The sequence below is a fragment of the Photobacterium obscurum genome (assembly GCF_026191635.1).
Taxonomy (GTDB): Bacteria; Pseudomonadota; Gammaproteobacteria; order Enterobacterales; family Vibrionaceae; genus Photobacterium; species Photobacterium obscurum.
The window spans coordinates 409,835-425,532 of sequence record NZ_JAKRRW010000001.1; the positions used below are offsets into that span (position 1 = coordinate 409,835).

The 15,698-nt window shown below is 46.6% G+C and carries 16 protein-coding genes and 1 riboswitch; of the genes, 5 read left to right on the forward strand and 11 right to left on the reverse strand.

Translation table 11 applies throughout. From position 1 onward, the window contains the following. Positions 1-35: 35 nt before the first annotated feature. Positions 36-1,637: a Na+/H+ antiporter NhaC family protein gene (locus MD588_RS01775; protein ID WP_265695046.1), complete on the reverse strand. Its 1,602-nt coding sequence runs from the start codon at positions 1,635-1,637 to the stop codon at positions 36-38. Between the two features lie 97 nt (positions 1,638-1,734). Next, a riboswitch (Lysine riboswitch) is annotated at positions 1,735-1,917 on the reverse strand. Positions 1,918-2,288: 371 nt separating this feature from the next. Between MD588_RS01775 and MD588_RS01780 the strand changes: the two genes are divergently transcribed. Further along, positions 2,289-2,684 carry an H-NS family histone-like protein gene (locus tag MD588_RS01780; RefSeq protein WP_265695048.1) on the forward strand — a complete coding sequence of 132 codons (396 nt, stop codon included), beginning with the start codon at positions 2,289-2,291 and terminating at the stop codon, positions 2,682-2,684. 380 nt (positions 2,685-3,064) lie between these two features. Here MD588_RS01780 and MD588_RS01785 read toward each other — a convergent pair whose 3' ends face one another. Beyond that, the gene (locus MD588_RS01785) at positions 3,065-4,036 is read right to left on the reverse strand and encodes a lytic murein transglycosylase (RefSeq protein WP_265695049.1); all 972 of its coding nucleotides are present in this window, start codon (positions 4,034-4,036) and stop codon (positions 3,065-3,067) included. Between the two features lie 9 nt (positions 4,037-4,045). Further along, a complete protein-coding gene (locus tag MD588_RS01790) occupies positions 4,046-4,327 on the reverse strand; it encodes a YcgL domain-containing protein (RefSeq protein WP_265695179.1) in 282 nt (93 codons plus the stop codon). Between the two features lie 223 nt (positions 4,328-4,550). On the opposite strand from MD588_RS01790, the gene minC reads away from it, so the two are divergent. From minC to minE, 3 genes are read left to right on the forward strand one after another with little or no spacing between them, the layout of a single operon-like run. Further along, entirely contained in the window at positions 4,551-5,213 is a 663-nt protein-coding gene (minC, locus tag MD588_RS01795) for a septum site-determining protein MinC (protein WP_265695050.1), read from the forward strand. 21 nt (positions 5,214-5,234) lie between these two features. Continuing rightward, positions 5,235-6,047 (forward strand): septum site-determining protein MinD, encoded by an 813-nt coding sequence (minD, locus tag MD588_RS01800; RefSeq protein WP_265695051.1) that lies wholly within the window; start codon positions 5,235-5,237, stop codon positions 6,045-6,047. Positions 6,048-6,053: 6 nt separating this feature from the next. Continuing rightward, complete coding sequence (minE, locus tag MD588_RS01805) at positions 6,054-6,317, forward strand: cell division topological specificity factor MinE (RefSeq protein ID WP_265695052.1); 264 nt, start codon at positions 6,054-6,056, stop codon at positions 6,315-6,317. A gap of 81 nt (positions 6,318-6,398) precedes the next feature. Here the strand turns inward: minE and rnd are convergent, their stop codons facing one another. From rnd to MD588_RS01845, 8 genes are all read right to left on the reverse strand, one after another. Next, positions 6,399-7,520 carry a ribonuclease D gene (gene rnd / locus MD588_RS01810; protein ID WP_265695053.1) on the reverse strand — a complete coding sequence of 374 codons (1,122 nt, stop codon included), beginning with the start codon at positions 7,518-7,520 and terminating at the stop codon, positions 6,399-6,401. A gap of 129 nt (positions 7,521-7,649) precedes the next feature. After that, positions 7,650-9,335 (reverse strand): long-chain-fatty-acid--CoA ligase FadD, encoded by a 1,686-nt coding sequence (fadD, locus tag MD588_RS01815; RefSeq protein ID WP_265695054.1) that lies wholly within the window; start codon positions 9,333-9,335, stop codon positions 7,650-7,652. Positions 9,336-9,459: 124 nt separating this feature from the next. Then, positions 9,460-10,377, reverse strand: a complete 918-nt coding sequence (locus MD588_RS01820) for an alpha/beta fold hydrolase (RefSeq protein ID WP_265695055.1) — start codon at positions 10,375-10,377, stop codon at positions 9,460-9,462. A 12-nt stretch (positions 10,378-10,389) separates the two neighbouring features. Then, complete coding sequence (locus MD588_RS01825; RefSeq protein WP_265695056.1) at positions 10,390-10,944, reverse strand: Slp family lipoprotein; 555 nt, start codon at positions 10,942-10,944, stop codon at positions 10,390-10,392. Between the two features lie 55 nt (positions 10,945-10,999). Continuing rightward, positions 11,000-11,281: a hypothetical protein gene (locus MD588_RS01830; RefSeq protein ID WP_265695057.1), complete on the reverse strand. Its 282-nt coding sequence runs from the start codon at positions 11,279-11,281 to the stop codon at positions 11,000-11,002. 127 nt (positions 11,282-11,408) lie between these two features. Continuing rightward, positions 11,409-12,110, reverse strand: a complete 702-nt coding sequence (gene tsaB, locus MD588_RS01835) for a tRNA (adenosine(37)-N6)-threonylcarbamoyltransferase complex dimerization subunit type 1 TsaB (RefSeq protein WP_265695058.1) — start codon at positions 12,108-12,110, stop codon at positions 11,409-11,411. A 15-nt stretch (positions 12,111-12,125) separates the two neighbouring features. After that, positions 12,126-14,069 carry an ATP-dependent DNA helicase gene (locus MD588_RS01840; protein ID WP_265695059.1) on the reverse strand — a complete coding sequence of 648 codons (1,944 nt, stop codon included), beginning with the start codon at positions 14,067-14,069 and terminating at the stop codon, positions 12,126-12,128. Between the two features lie 108 nt (positions 14,070-14,177). Further along, positions 14,178-14,624 carry a group I truncated hemoglobin gene (locus MD588_RS01845; protein WP_265695060.1) on the reverse strand — a complete coding sequence of 149 codons (447 nt, stop codon included), beginning with the start codon at positions 14,622-14,624 and terminating at the stop codon, positions 14,178-14,180. Between the two features lie 182 nt (positions 14,625-14,806). Between MD588_RS01845 and purU the strand changes: the two genes are divergently transcribed. Next, the gene (purU, locus tag MD588_RS01850; protein ID WP_265695061.1) at positions 14,807-15,640 is read left to right on the forward strand and encodes a formyltetrahydrofolate deformylase; all 834 of its coding nucleotides are present in this window, start codon (positions 14,807-14,809) and stop codon (positions 15,638-15,640) included. Positions 15,641-15,698 lie beyond the last annotated feature (58 nt).

The window sequence follows — 15,698 nt, forward strand, 5'->3', positions numbered from 1 at the left end:
CAGGCTTTGCTCTCAAAAAGTGAGTTTACGGGCAATTAACTTTTCATTTTCGCTGCCACTGTTGCAGGGCGACGTGCCAGCCAAAGCAACAGAATACAGACCAAAATAAAGGTGATTAGCGCGGCCATGAAAGCAACAGCTACCGAGCTTGTCAGACCGAGTACCAAGAAGCCAATTGTCGATACAAAAGCAACAGCTACCGCATATGGAAGCTGAGTCGATACGTGATCAATATGGTGACAACGTGCCCCCGTCGAAGACAGAATTGTCGTATCAGAAATCGGTGAGCAATGATCACCAAATACAGAACCGGCCAGTACCGCGCCCAGCATTGGTAGCATCAGAGCAATATCTGTCGCGGCGGCCAGGTCGCCCGCGATTGGCAGCATAATACCGAACGTGCCCCAAGAGGTACCAGTTGAGAACGCCATCAGGCCTGCAAGCAAGAACAGGATTGCAGGTAGCAGCATCGAGTTAATATTACCCTGTACTAGAGTAGACAAGTACTTACCTGTTGCCATATCGCTGATCACGCTACCGATGCTCCAGGCAAACAGCAGGATTAGAATCGCACCAAACATAGACTTGGCACCAATCCACAATGTCTGCGCGATATCAGCCATAGGAAGACGCTGGCGCATTACAGGGATCATCGCTGCTAGCAAGCCAACAAGGCCACCATAAACCAGTGACATGCCAACATCAGTATTCTCGAACGCACCCAGAATATTGAAAGCAATGCCTTCCGCAGAAAGAGCCTGGTAACCCGTGAACAGCATAAAAAAGAAGGTAGAGAAGATCAGAGCAACAATCGGCATCACTAGATCTGCAACGCGGCCGTTCTCACTTTCTTCAATTTCCAGCTCATCATTCAGATCTTTCGCTAAGCTGTCATCATCGCCTTCATCGAAGCCGCGACCATGACTTGCCTGCATTTCATGCTTCTTCATCGCGCCAATATCCAATTGGAACCAGGCCACAACAAATACCATTAATAGCGCAAATACCGCATAGAAGTTCATTGGCGCTAGCTGAAGGAAGGCACTAAGCGCTGAATATTCAGTCACGCCATGCGAAACCAAAATACCACCAATTAAAGTGATAATGTAGGCTCCCCAACTTGAAGCGGGCATCAATACACACATTGGCGCGGCGGTTGAATCTAGAATATAGGCCAGCTTGGCACGAGATACATAAAAACGGTCAGTTACCGGACGTGAAATTGAACCAACAGCCAGACTATTAAAATAGTCATCAACGAAGATAAATACGCCTAAAAAAGCCGCCAGCAACTTTGCGCCGCGTTTGCTTTTGATTTTTGTTTGTGCCCACTCAGCAAAAGCACGGGTACCGCCAGAAAGTGTCAATAGTGCCGTTGTCATTCCCAATAATATAAGGAAAGCAACAATACTCATGTTCCAACTATTGATGGCACCATCGTCAATAAACAATCCCTTAACGGTAGTACCCACATAATTCGCGGTCGCACCAAGAGAAAAGTCTGTTAGCAGCAATGAGCCAAGAAGAACACCGACGCCTAATGAAACTAACACGCGACGTGTCAGAATAGCTAAACCTAATGCCACTAGCGGGGGCAAAAGTGAAATGGATGAATGGGAAAAATCTACAATATTCATGATCTCTATTACAACCGATCCTGGTTGGAGATCTACTGCTGAACACGAACTCTAATCGTGAAGGAAGAGTATTAGGAAAGGTTGAACCCTTTTCCGACCCCACAGTAGCGCTCCATAGTTAATGTAATTATATACTATGGCAGTGTTGACCCTATTCGGTGACAACCCCAGCAAGAAGGAATGATAGGCCTTACTTACTTCGGCATTGGCTCCTTTCACAGACCATCAAAGGAATCACCCTCCAGTCGCTACTAATAGACAATGCGCCTCTACCCTTAGTCAAGGAATGGCTAATTCTACGGGATAGGATTTCATTTGCAACAAGTTACGATGAAATAATTAACAGAAATAGTGAATAATCTTGCTCAACTGTCGAAAAAGTAAACAAAATATTCGGTACATTATGCGTAGCCATATGAAATAGCAGGCATTAATTTAATCCGTATAGTGATATTGTATCCTGATTAATTTTACGTAATGCAGGGATTACAATTTATTACAAACGAGAATTTTCGAACCTAATTAGAAAAAATTTAATTACAGCAGGGATATTTTATTTGGCATCAGGCTATTAAAAGTATTATTATTGCAATTATTGATTTTTGACTGCTATTATTATTTAAATAGTTTTAGGCCAACAGGAAATTAAAAATGTCTGATGCAATGAAAGCGCTGTTAAACCTTCGTAGCCTTCGCGCTCTTTCTCGTGAATATACTCTTGAACAACTTCAGGAAGCTCTAGAAAAACTACAAACTGTTGTTACTGAGCGTGAAGAATCTGAAGCTGAAGAGCGTGCAAAAGAAACAGAGCGTAACGAAAAGCTGGCTCAATACCGTGAAATGCTACTAGCTGACGGCATCGACCCAGAAGAATTACTAGCAAGCCTGAACAAAGCGCCAAAAGCTAAGCGTGCAGCACGTCCAGCAAAATATAAATTTATCGATGAAAACGGCGAAGAAAAAACATGGACTGGCCAAGGTCGTACTCCAAGCGCACTGAAAAAAGCGCTTGATGAAGGCAAGTCTCTTGACGATTTCGAGATTTAATTATTGCTGAATATAAGCTGAATAGAGCCTGGTTTAATTACCGGGCTTTTTTATATCTGATATCCAATCATCATAAGCCTAGTCAAATCCCCCTCTAACCATTCATATACGAATAGGTAAAAACAAAGCTGGAAACCCACACTACCTATAAAGAGGTATAGCCATAACCTCTCAACTCACGCAGTTATTACAACTATCAATTTATTCCTCTAACGAATATAACCACAAAATAAAATAAATAATATCAATGACTTACAATTACCCGTATGTTATAGCTTATAGGAAAAATAAACCGATAGGTTTGTATTTATAATTTCAATGAAGTTCTCGACTGCAAAAAAAACCAGACAATAAAGTCTGGCTTTTTATTTTAAAAATCATTATCGAATTCTGTCTGCAAGATGGCTAACAGCAAGTGCAAAATAATGCGATCGATTCCACTTCAACAGGGCCTGATAATTCCCATATATCAAGTATGCTCGTCCATGATTATCATCTGGTTGTATAAGCCAGGCTTGTATGTCCACGTTAGGTAATGATTGCCCATTCAACTTTCTGACACCTAGCTTCTGCCATTCAGCCAAAGATCGGCCTTTTTCCTTTTCCACACCAAATAGACTGTCATTTACATTGGAGGGTAATTTTACTTGCCTGCCCCAAGTATATTCATCATCCCACCCCGACTTGCTTAAGTAATTAGCCGCAGAGGCGAATACATCAGCCTCAGTTTTCCAGATATCTTTCCGGCCATCATTATTGCCATCAACAGCAAAAGTTAAAAACGAAGTCGGCATAAATTGCGGCTGTCCCATTGCCCCGGCCCATGAACCTTTCATATCTTTGGGAGCAATGTGACCTTCATCCAAAATTTCCAAAGCTGCCATTACCTGCTTACGGAAAAATGCCTCACGACGTCCTTCGTAAGCCAGTGTCGATAGCGCTTCAATGACATTGTAATTTCCCATCAGACGACCAAAATTACTTTCAACGCCCCACAGTGCAACAATAAACCTTGGCTGAACACCAAACTGCTTTCCGATTTTATCCAGGGCAGTTTTATGCTCCCTATATAACTGGTTCGCTTGTTTTACTTTCCAATCCGGGACAGCTTTAGGTATATATTCATCCAGTGTCAGTTTTTTTTCTGGCTGATTTTTGTCAGCCTTAACTGCACGCTCTGTAAATTTAATACCTTCAAACGCAGAGTTGATGATCGACTCTGAAATTCCTTTTTCACGGGCTTCGACTTTTAGCCCGAGTACATACTCGTCAAAACCTTCATCAGCAGCAAAAGCCGTTGACGAAATCCCTAAACCTAAGGCCACGAGGGCCGATATCAATCGCTTACGCATAGTTACCCTTTACGAATTCTTTTCGGCTTTGTCTGCCTTGTACTTTTCAAGCAAATTCGTCACTGGCGGTGGAACCTGTAAGTAGTAACCCGCAGTTCCTAATGCCTCTTTTACCTTCTCAACATCAGCCAGTGCCAATTTACGTCCGTTATCCAACCTCAACACCATTACAAACTGAGGAGTGCCAAATGTCGCCATTAAACTCTCAGGTACCTCTGAAAAGTCGTCTTTATTGTTGATATATAAATATGTATTTTCTTTTTTAGGGCTTTTGTAAATTGCACAAAACATCAAAAATAGCCTGTAAGTTAAAGCTTTCACCTAATTCAGACCGCAATATTGCGAAATCATTCCCTGCAACAACCACCATGAGGCTATGCAGATGAGACGGCTGTCTGAATTTCCAACGCTAAAGCAAGGATAGCTTGCTGTGATAGTGTTTGGAATATAACATGCAAGTACCTATGTGATAACGTACCCGAACGACTAATTAAACTACAGTCAGTCAATATATATGACAAAATCAGCAGAACTAAAAGGGAGCTCATTTACGCTCTCAGCCCTGCATCTCGTTGATGGGGACATTGAAAAGGCTACTGACTTCTTGAAAGAGAAAGTCAATCAGGCGCCTAACTTCTTCGCAGCTGCACCTGTGGTTATCGATATAAGCCAAGCCGGTGATAGCATCGACTTCAATACGCTGAAAGCAGGCGTCCAAAACGCTGGCATGATCCCTGTAGGGATCAGCGGCTGCAAAGATACTCACCGTCAAACTCAGGCAAAACACGCCGGTTTTGCGATCATGAACGCGGCAAGGCAAGTCAAGGCGTCAGAGCCCGTCATGGAGCCGACCAAAATCATTCGTACCCCTGTCCGTTCTGGCCAGCAAATTTATGCCAAAAACTGTGATTTGGTCATCATGAACCATGTAAGTGCAGGGGCCGAAATTATTGCTGATGGCTGTATCCATATTTACGGTACGATGCGTGGCCGGGCAATCGCCGGTGCCAGTGGCCAGTCCCAAGCCAGAATTTTTTGTCAAAATTTACAATCTGAACTAATTTCCATTGCAGGTAACTACTGGCTAAGTGATAAAATTCAGGATGAATTCTGGGGTAAAGGTGTCGTTATCTCACTTGCTGAAAATAATTTAAACATAGAGCATCTGGCTTTATAACGTTTGATAAGGAATTTATAGATGGCACGTATTATCGTTGTTACCTCGGGGAAAGGTGGCGTTGGTAAAACAACATCCAGTGCAGCTATTGCATCTGGACTCGCCTTAAGCGGTAAAAAGACCGCTGTCATTGATTTTGATATTGGCCTGCGTAACCTTGACCTAATCATGGGTTGCGAGCGTCGTGTAGTATATGACTTTGTTAATGTTATCAATGGAGAAGCAAATCTTAATCAAGCCATGATTAAGGATAAGCGCGTTGATAACCTGTACGTCTTACCTGCATCACAGACGCGGGACAAAGATGCGCTAAGTCGTGAGGGAGTTGAGCGCGTACTAAATGACCTCGATGGTATGGGTTTCGAGTTCATCATTTGTGACTCGCCGGCAGGTATTGAAACAGGTGCCTTAATGGCACTGTATTTTGCCGATGAAGCAATTGTAACCACTAACCCAGAAGTTTCGTCTGTACGAGACTCTGACCGCATTCTAGGTATTCTTGACTCTAAGTCCCGCCGTGCTGAAAATGCCGAGGAGCCAGTCAAGACACATCTTCTTCTTACTCGTTACAACCCGGCTCGCGTTACTCTAGGTGAGATGTTGAGCGTTGTTGATGTCGAAGAGATTCTGCATATTCCATTGTTGGGCGTTATCCCAGAAAGCCAAGCGGTGCTTAACGCTTCAAATAAGGGCGAGCCAGTAATTTTCGATAAAGAATCTGATGCGGGTATTGCCTACGAAGATACGGTTGGCCGTTTATTAGGCGAGGAGCGCCCATTCCGTTTTCTAGAGGAAGAGAAAAAAGGCTTCCTAAAACGTCTATTTGGAGGCTAATTCACTATGGCATTGCTTGAGTTCTTCCGCCCCAAAAAACCGACGACAGCGAGTGTGGCGAAAGAAAGGCTGCAAATCATCGTTGCCGAGAGGCGTACTGCCAATCAAGGTACGCCAAGCTACCTGCCTCAACTTAAGCAGGATATTCTGGAAGTGATCCGCAAATATGTGGAAATAAGCCCAGAACAAGTGACCGTGAACCTCGACCAGAAAGAAGAAGATCTATCTGTTCTAGAGCTCAATGTCACTCTGCCAGACGAAGAAAAATAATTTTTGGCCAGAATAAAAAGGCCCCGGTTGAAAAACCGGGGCTTTTTCTTATTCAGATATAGCTAATTGGCAATAAAGCGACTACCTATCGAGTAACGGCAACACGCGTTCTTCAAATAGCCCCTTTCGCCAGGTCTTTAGCATATCAGGAAGATCATCTGTTGGCCTTTGCTTCTTCCAAGCCCATGAGATCAGCTGGTTAACCTGCTTTTTAGAAGCCAGAAATTCCGGAGCAAGCCCTGTTTCGGCCTCAACTTTGCTGACTTCATCCTTTATGCGTTTCACCAGTTGCTTATAGCCAGCCAGATCAACAAGACGAACAATTTTTTCAGGATACTGCTGAGGCGGCATATTTTCGACATCATAGACCAACTTCAGAAGACGGTTGCCGTGACGCTGAATTTCCATATTGTCGAAGCCTTCTTTGGCCATCACCGCCTTGGACTTGATGTTATAGCGTGCGAGTTTCCACAAGTGCAGCTCTTTCACCACAAAATTCAAGGCCAAATCACGCTTGCGGGCTTCAAGTACCCGCCATTTGGCGACCTTCTGCAAGACGGCAAGCTGCTGAGGCTCTAGCTGCCAGGCATTCTTCATATCAAGGTATGCCTTATCAGGATCTGTCTGTTTGGTACGCTTAAGCATTAATGCAGCACACTCCTGCTCCAATGCTTCCATCCAACCTTTATCTTCTACTTGCACCAGCAACTTCTGATACAAAGGAAGTAGATAGAAAACATCCGCGGCAGCGTAGTCCAGCTGTTTGGCCGTCAAAGGACGAGCCATCCAGTTGGTTCTTGCTTCACCTTTGTCCAACTCGATACCAAGGTAGTCATTAACCAATGTGCCAAAACCAGCCGAGACCCCGTAGCCAAGAAACGACGCCATAACCTGGGTGTCGATCATGGGAACAGGCAAGCATCCTGCGTAGTGCTGGAACACTTCAAGATCCTCACCGCACGCATGCAATACTTTTGTCACGGACTGATCGCGTAGCAGCGCCCAGAGAGGCTCCAAGTCATCAATCTCAAGTGGATCAATAAGTGCCAGGCTGTCTCCATCAAACAACTGGATCAAGCCCAGCTTCGGATAAAGCGTCCGAGTGCGGACAAACTCCGTATCAAGCATAACTGCCGTTTTAGTACGGGCATGCTCACATACGGCTTCTAGGCGATCCGTTGTTGTTACGATTTCAAAATTCACAGCAAACCTTTAATTGTAATCAGTTACCTGATGATAGCTAACCGAAAGAAAGTGCCGGCATAATAGCCGGCACTCGAAATTAGTATATACCCAAGTTACTTGAGAATAATTATATCCTGAATTAACAAGTTATGCTTCTTGTGCCTGCTTGTCAGATTCTTCGCGTAACGCACGGCGCAAAATTTTTCCGACATTGGTCTTTGGCAACTCGTCGCGGAACTCAACCACCTTCGGTACTTTATAACCCGTTAGGTGCTCGCGGCAGTGCATTAACAACTCATCACGAGTCAGGCTTGGATCACGTTTCACTACGCAAATTTTAACGACTTCACCAGAAACTTCATGAGGCAAGCCAATCGCAGCAACTTCCATTACTTTGCTGTTCAACGCAACAACATCTTCAATTTCGTTCGGATAGACATTAAAACCCGAGACCAAAATCATATCTTTTTTACGGTCAACAATATGCAGGAAGCCCTCGTCATCAAAGCGCACAATATCACCGGTAGACAACCAGCCATCTTCAGAAAGCACCTCTTTGGTTGCCTCCGAGCGCTGCCAGTAACCCTGCATAACCTGAGGGCCACGTACCTGTAGCTCACCAGCCTGATCATTACCGACAACATTACCTTCATCATCAACCATCCGTACTTCCGTTGACGGTACTGGCAGGCCAATTGAACCATTATAGTCAACAAGATCATACGGGTATGCTGCCACTAGCGGGGAGCATTCCGTCAAGCCATATCCTTCCAACAGGTAGTTGCTCGTTATCTGTTTCCACTTTTCAGCCACTGCACGCTGGACAGCCATACCACCACCAACAGACAGGCGAAGGTTGCTAAAGTCCAGTTCGTGGAAATCTTCGTTGTTCACAAGTGCATTGAACAAGGTATTTACCCCAGTGATCGCCGTGAACGGGTACCGCTGAAGCTCTTTAACAAACGTCGGAATATCTCGCGGGTTGGTGATCAACAGGTTACGGCCGCCCATTTCGATAAACAGCAGGCAGTTCACAGTCAGTGCAAATACATGGTATAGCGGCAGCGCCGTTACAATAAGCTCACGGCCTTCAGTTAGTACTGGGCCGTATGCACCTTTGGCCTGCATCACGTTAGCCAGCATATTGCGGTGGCTCAGAATCGCGCCTTTCGCGACCCCGGTCGTTCCTCCGGTATACTGAAGGAATGCGGTATCGTCACCTGACATAAACGGCTTAACATACTGCATACGACGGCCCTTACGCAGTGCCGCCCGCATTGATGTTGCATGAGGAAGGTGGTACTTAGGCACCATTTTCTTGATGTATTTCACGACGAAGTTCACTACCGTTCCCTTCGGACGAGAAAGCTGATCACCAAGGCTTGTCAGAACAACATGCTGAACACCGGTGTTCTTGACCACGGTCTCAAGAGTATGTGCAAAGTTAGATACGATAACAATGGCTTTCGCACCAGAATCGTTTAGCTGATGTTCCAACTCGCGAGGGGTATAAAGCGGGTTAACGTTAACCACAATACAGCCTGCACGAAGAATACCGAACAAAGCAATCGGGTATTGCAGTAGGTTCGGCATCATAACGGCTACACGGTCGCCTTTTTTCAGCTTCAGTTCATTTTGCAGATAAGCGGCAAAAGCACGGCTGCGCTCTTCCAACTTACGGAAGGTCATTACCTGTCCCATATTGATAAATGCTGTCTGATCCGCGTATTTCTGTACAGATTGCTCAAACATTTCAACCAGCGACGGATATTGATCCGGGTTGATTTCTGCCGGTACATCTTCCGGATAGCGGTTAAGCCAAACCTTACCCACTTTGCACTCTCCTTATTTTTTTAAGCGTAGACGCCAAAACTTGCTGTAGGGGAATAATAAAAACAACTGTTTATAGCCGCCATTACAGCACAATTAACAAACAATTAACAACTGATTAGACCAGTTATTTGAATTTTTCAATGAACATCCTAATGTGCTCACAGACAGCCTGCGGACTTTCAATGTGGCAATGGTGGCCACCCTCAATCTCGACCTGGGTACTATGCTGCAGCCAACCGCTCCCCGACTCTGGTTGCTTAAGGCTACGAAACCCAGTTCGACCAAGAATCGATAGTACTGGGCATTGGATCTGCGATGTCAACGCCTGCGCCTGCTCTCTTGCCATTCTATAGAGTGAATCACAACGCAGACGATTATCGTGCCGCCAGTACCAACAGCGGCCGTCATGGTATGTCGCTCGCTCTACCAGCGGCTGTAGTTGCTGAGCTGTCAACTGATTCACGCTACAACGTAAATCCAGCGCATCCTGAAAGGAGGCCATGCTTCGAGTCGCTCGTCGTACCGCCCGCTGACGATAGCGCTGCCGACTGTCAATACCGTCACGAAGCCGCTGCACAGCATTGCCGGTCGGCTCAGATAGCGGTGAACCTCCCTCTATCTGTACCAAGCCTGTCACTTTGTCTGGAAATGCTGCTGCATAACAACCAGCTACCAGCGCGCCCAATGAGTGACCGACCAAAATCACATCGCTCATGGGAATTAACGTCATTAGCTGGTTGAGATCATCGATATAATCCACAAAGTGGTAGTAATTGTCCTTGCTGCGCGGTTCAGAGTGGCCATGACCCGGCCAGTCAATCGCAATCAAGTCATATTGATCTGCCAACAGAGGAAACAGTGCGTCAAAGCTAGCGGCATTATCTTGCCAACCATGCAAAAAAACGACTACCGGCTTTTGACCATCCAAATAAGACAAAGGTGCCGATGCTTTTACCACCCCACCTTGATGCTGAAATGAGCACATCCCCGCCAGCTTTATCTCTGCTAGCTGAAAATACGTGCAGTACATTACACTCGACACAGAACTCTCAATCTATTTGGTTACCCGTTGCGTAACCTCACCCCGAGTAAAACCGACACCATAGCTCATAAACGAACAGCGGGTACCAATACAATCTTGATAACGGCTGAAATCATCAATTCTGATTTCCTGCTTAACTTGCCAAAGCTGGCTTCCCGAAACCTTTACAACAGGGAACAAATAATCGAACTCTCCCACGGTACCTTGCTCGCTGCCGTCTATCCTTCCGACAACGGTAAGCAGACGACCAGGCCGATACTCTAAGGGTTCAATAAAACCTGGAACATACCCAACAAAGCGCCCTTGTGGTTTCGCATCAAGCTTAGGCCTGCCATCACTAGTTAACGGCAGGCTGACAATCTCAATTCGGGTTCGTTGCTTTTCATTGTCAATCGCAGCAATGATGCCGCCAATCCGAACTTCCTGCCCCTGAACCTGCTCTGGATCATCGGCAATTAGCATATAGTCGGTGATTGGGGTCTCAGATTGGGTATATAAGCTTTCCGGCACGCTGGCGCAGCCTACCATAAAGACCATTATCAGCCCAAGAAATAGCTTCCTAACCATCAGATACTCCTAGACAATTGCTCAATATCCGCCCAACTTTCCTGTTAGGGTATATTCAGACATAAACATCAACACCGACCAGAGAAGACAACTCATCCTTACGATTTTGGTACATTACCCCCATATAAGAGTCCATCGCCTGACGGTTTCTGCCCTCTGGCTGATCATATTGGATCTTGGCATGGGCATCTTGAATCAACTCGGGATCACGAACAGATTTCGCCACCGCTTTCGCAACAACCGTGGTCTGCGGTGTATCTGGTGCCGTTGCAGGTTTGTTTACCCGAGGCTTTTGTGGCGAGTGTATCGAAGGCGTTAAGCGCTGAATTGAGACCATGATGATATACCTATCGGGGTAAAGAGCAGCTTCTAAGCCCTGTAGCAGGCTGCAGAAGAATCAAGCTCTAACTCTTCCTGGAAACCAGCCCACGTTCTGCTTACCGCTCAACCGTGGGCCTTATAATTTATTCCCGGCCAGGTAGCTTCTTCCAAGTTACCGTATCACGAAGGTATACAGGGCTGGCATGTTCGGCAGCAACCGCTTCGCCTCGAGCCAGAGCAAACTTGGCTAGGTGAGCCATGTCTTGGGAGTCAGGATATAGAACTGTCCCTTTTTCCATTTTGACCTTCAACTGTGCAAGAGGTTCAGCATAACTTTCCCAACCTGTACCGGCTGTTAACCAAATGCCGTTATCTGCGTTGAACTGCTCAATCAGTGCGTCAGGCTGGATAACTAACTCGTTACCGACAACCTGCCAGTCACCATCAACCTGACGCTGATACTGCCCCCAGTATATTTCGCCCATGCGCGCGTCGATCGCCGTCAGAACTTGTTCTGACTGGTGTACTCGGTAAGTCCCCTGAGCCATTGCCGCCAGTGTTGAAATGCCCAACATTGGCAAGTCAGCACCAAATGCCAAGCCTTGAGCGATACCGATGCCGATACGGACACCAGTAAAGCTTCCCGGCCCACGACCGAATGCCAACGCATCCAACTGGTTGAGTTTCAATCCACCTTCCGCCAATACAGTATCAACCATAGGTAGGATCTTAGTAGTGTGTTCACGCGGGGCATACTCGCAACGTGAAATAACATCATCGCCTACGATTAAGGCAACGGAACAGTTTTCGGTCGCAGTATCTACTGCAAGAATTTTGGTGCTCATTCAAGCCTCTGAATGCTAATCGTCACAATGAACAGTACTTTTAGCACCATTCACCGAAGACAAAAACTGCCCAACACCGTTAACATCCCGCGTACGCGGAATGGGTGGCAGGCTTCTTAAAAATACAGCGCCATACGGACGCGTTACCAAACGATTATCGCAAATGACCAGCACGCCCTTATCCTGCTTATCACGAATAAGGCGCCCAACCCCCTGCTTCAGGGTGATCACGGCATCGGGTATCTGAACTTGCGAAAACGGATCCCCGCCACGCAGACGACAGTCCTCAATCCGCGCTTTCAGCAACGGATCATCTGGTGCTGTAAAAGGTAATTTGTCGATGATAACACAGCTAAGGGCCTGTCCTCTAACATCAACGCCTTCCCAGAATGCCCCTGTCGCAACCAGCAGAGCATTACCTCGTTCAAGATATTCAGCCAGCAATTTCTGCTTGGTGGTTTCCCCCTGAACCAGTACCGGCAGATCCAACACTGCGCGGAACCCTTCGGCGAGTTCTCTGACCATCTGGTGCGAGGTACAAAGGAAAAAACAGCGGCCGTTATTTCCTTCAATGACAGGCGTAAGCATTTCCACCAGCCGATCTGCTATCCCAAAGCTATTCGGTTCAGGCAGAAAGCGGGGGACACAGAGCAAAGCCTGCTGCTGATAGTCAAAAGGGCTTTCCAGAGAAAACTGCTGCTTGGGCTGTAACCCTAGCCGATGGCTAAAGTGACTGAAATCATCATCAACGGCCAGTGTTGCAGAGGTAAAAATCCACGCTCCTGGCTGCAGCTGCATCTGCTCATGGAATTTTTCAGCTACAGACAATGGGGTAATGTTGAGGCTGAAATGACGCGGCGTGCATTCATACCAATAGGAATAGCCAGTAATCGATGTATCACACAATCTTGCCAAGCGCCCTTTCAGCAGGGTAGCCCGCTCGAAAGCCGTATCAAGCAACTGACTTCGCCCCAGCGCCAACTTAAGCACCTCGTGGGTTAAATCAAGGGCATCATTCAGCCGAGTGAGCTCGCGCTGAATAGCCGGGCTCTTTACTGCATCACGCCAATTTCCGCGAAAGCCAGGCTCGCCGAGTACAATACGCAGATCCGACGCAGCCTGTGTCAGGCGATCCGCCGTCTTTTGCAACTGGCGCATATCTTTCGCTTCGGTGCGATAGCCAATCTCGACGTCTTTTGCCAATTCCTGTATCTGACGACTCGACAGGCTCTGACCAAAATACTGACTGGCAATATCCGGCATCTGATGGGCTTCATCAAAAATAAACACTTCAGCTTCTGGGATCAGTTCACCGAAGCCTGTCTCCTTAATCGCCAGATCAGCCAGAAACAAATGGTGGTTAACCACGACCACATCGGCTTCCATGGCTTTACGGCGCGCCTTAACCACAAAGCAATCCTCATAGGACGGGCACTCGCGCCCCAGGCAATTATCATTGCTTGAGGTGATCATCGGGATCACCGGACTATCTTCTGCGATCGTTTCGCACTCACCAAGATCACCAGACTTAGTGGTCGAAGACCAACTGCGAATTTTCACCAGTTGGCTGAGCAAAGTAGGATCAACATGGGTACCGTGGCTTTCGGTGATCTGTCGGCTCAAGCGGTCAAGGCAAAGGTAATTAGCCCGGCCTTTGAGTAGTGATACTCGCCCGGCAAAACCCAACGCATCCGCCATTAACGGCAGATCACGGTGGAAGAGCTGCTCTTGAAGGTTCTTTGAGCCAGTACTGATAATGGTTTTTTTACCACTGACCAAGGCAGGTACCAGGTAGGCAAATGTCTTACCGGTACCTGTACCTGCTTCAACCACCAGTTGAGTTTGTTCACGGATGGCGTCATCAACCGCTTGCGCCATATCGATCTGCGGCTGGCGAGCCTGGAAACCGGGTATGGCTTTATCGAGTGCACCACCTGAGGCGAAAAACTTGGCTATCATTCAGAAACTTTTATTGGTTATTTATACAGTAAAAGACTGACCATTATGCCAAGTTTGCCTGCCTGCGACTATGGTTATTTACCGGTTCTCCGCTCGCAATAGCAACCGTTAAGGGGCGGTAACAATTTCTGCTTTCGTCGAACCGACAATCGTCATCAACTCTTGCTGCTCTGTTTCCGCCACACCATGCTTATCCAGCACACTTTTAAACAATACCACCATTTGCTGCCAATCTTTCTCAGTAATATTCAAGTGGGAATGAGCATCTTTCATGGTCCGCCCATGGTACTTACATGGGCCTCCGGTGACCTGACATACCATCGCCGTGACATGGTATTTAAGGTAGGCTGACGGTACCACTTTCCTCGCCGCATCAATCGCAGGATTAGCATTAAGGGTATCATCAACCACAATCACATCAATGAAATCACTGACGACAACCGAAATTGGCTGTAGCCCTCCCAGCCGGCTGTACAGCGACTTGGTATCCCGCTCATGACTGTCAGCATAGGCAAACCCAGTACCGGATACCAACATGATAAAAAAGAGAGCCATAGATAAAAACTTCAACCTTTGTGACAACATATCTCTCACCTCGAAGCACAGATTATTGATTAGATTTCTATACGTATTGCAACTATCACCAGTACTGATCCGTATTTTTGTTTTGACCCTGAAATAAATACGCGGTAATAAATAGGAGAAATTGGAATTAATAGTGTAGTTCAAGGAAGACCATGGAAAAGAAAACCCTGCTAACCGATTGCCCCGATGCCATCGGCCTGATTTCGAAAATCACCAACATTTGCTATAAGCACCAGCTAAATATCGTGCATAACAATGAGTTTGTTGATAATACCAATAGCCAATTTTTTATGCGCACCGAGTTAGAGGGCTACTTCAACGATGAGACCTTCTTGGCCGATCTTGATCATGCCCTTCCTTCCGGCAGTCACCGTAACCTCGTCAGTTCTGACCGTAAACGGATTATTATTATGGTCACCAAGGAAGCTCACTGCCTCGGGGATATTCTGGTCAAGGCCTTTGATGGCACGCTAGATATCGAGATTGCCGCAGTTGTCGGCAACTACGATCACCTGGCCCCACTGGTCGAAAAGTTTGATATTCCGTTCCACCACATTTGCCATGAGGGGCTAAGCCGCGAAGAACACGAAGCTAAAATGCTTGCTGCCGTGCAACAATACAGCCCTGATTACGTGGTATTAGCCAAATACATGCGGATCCTGACGCCTGATTTTGTTGCTCAGTTCCCGCACACAATCATCAATATCCACCACAGCTTCCTGCCGGCCTTTATCGGTGCCAAACCGTATCAGCAGGCCTTTGAGCGCGGTGTAAAGATCATCGGTGCCACTGCCCACTTTGTTACCAACGATTTAGATGAGGGCCCGATTATCACCCAGAATGTGATCCCTGTAGACCACAACTTCAGTGCTGCCGATATGGCTCGCTCCGGCCGTGATGTCGAAAAATCCGTGCTGAGCAAGGCGCTGGGCCTAGTGGTCGATGATAAGGTCTTTGTTCATGGTAACAGGACGGTGATTTTGTAGAACGGTTCTATGGTTCTAAATACATAAGGCCATATCCACAATAAAATAAAGCGCGGTA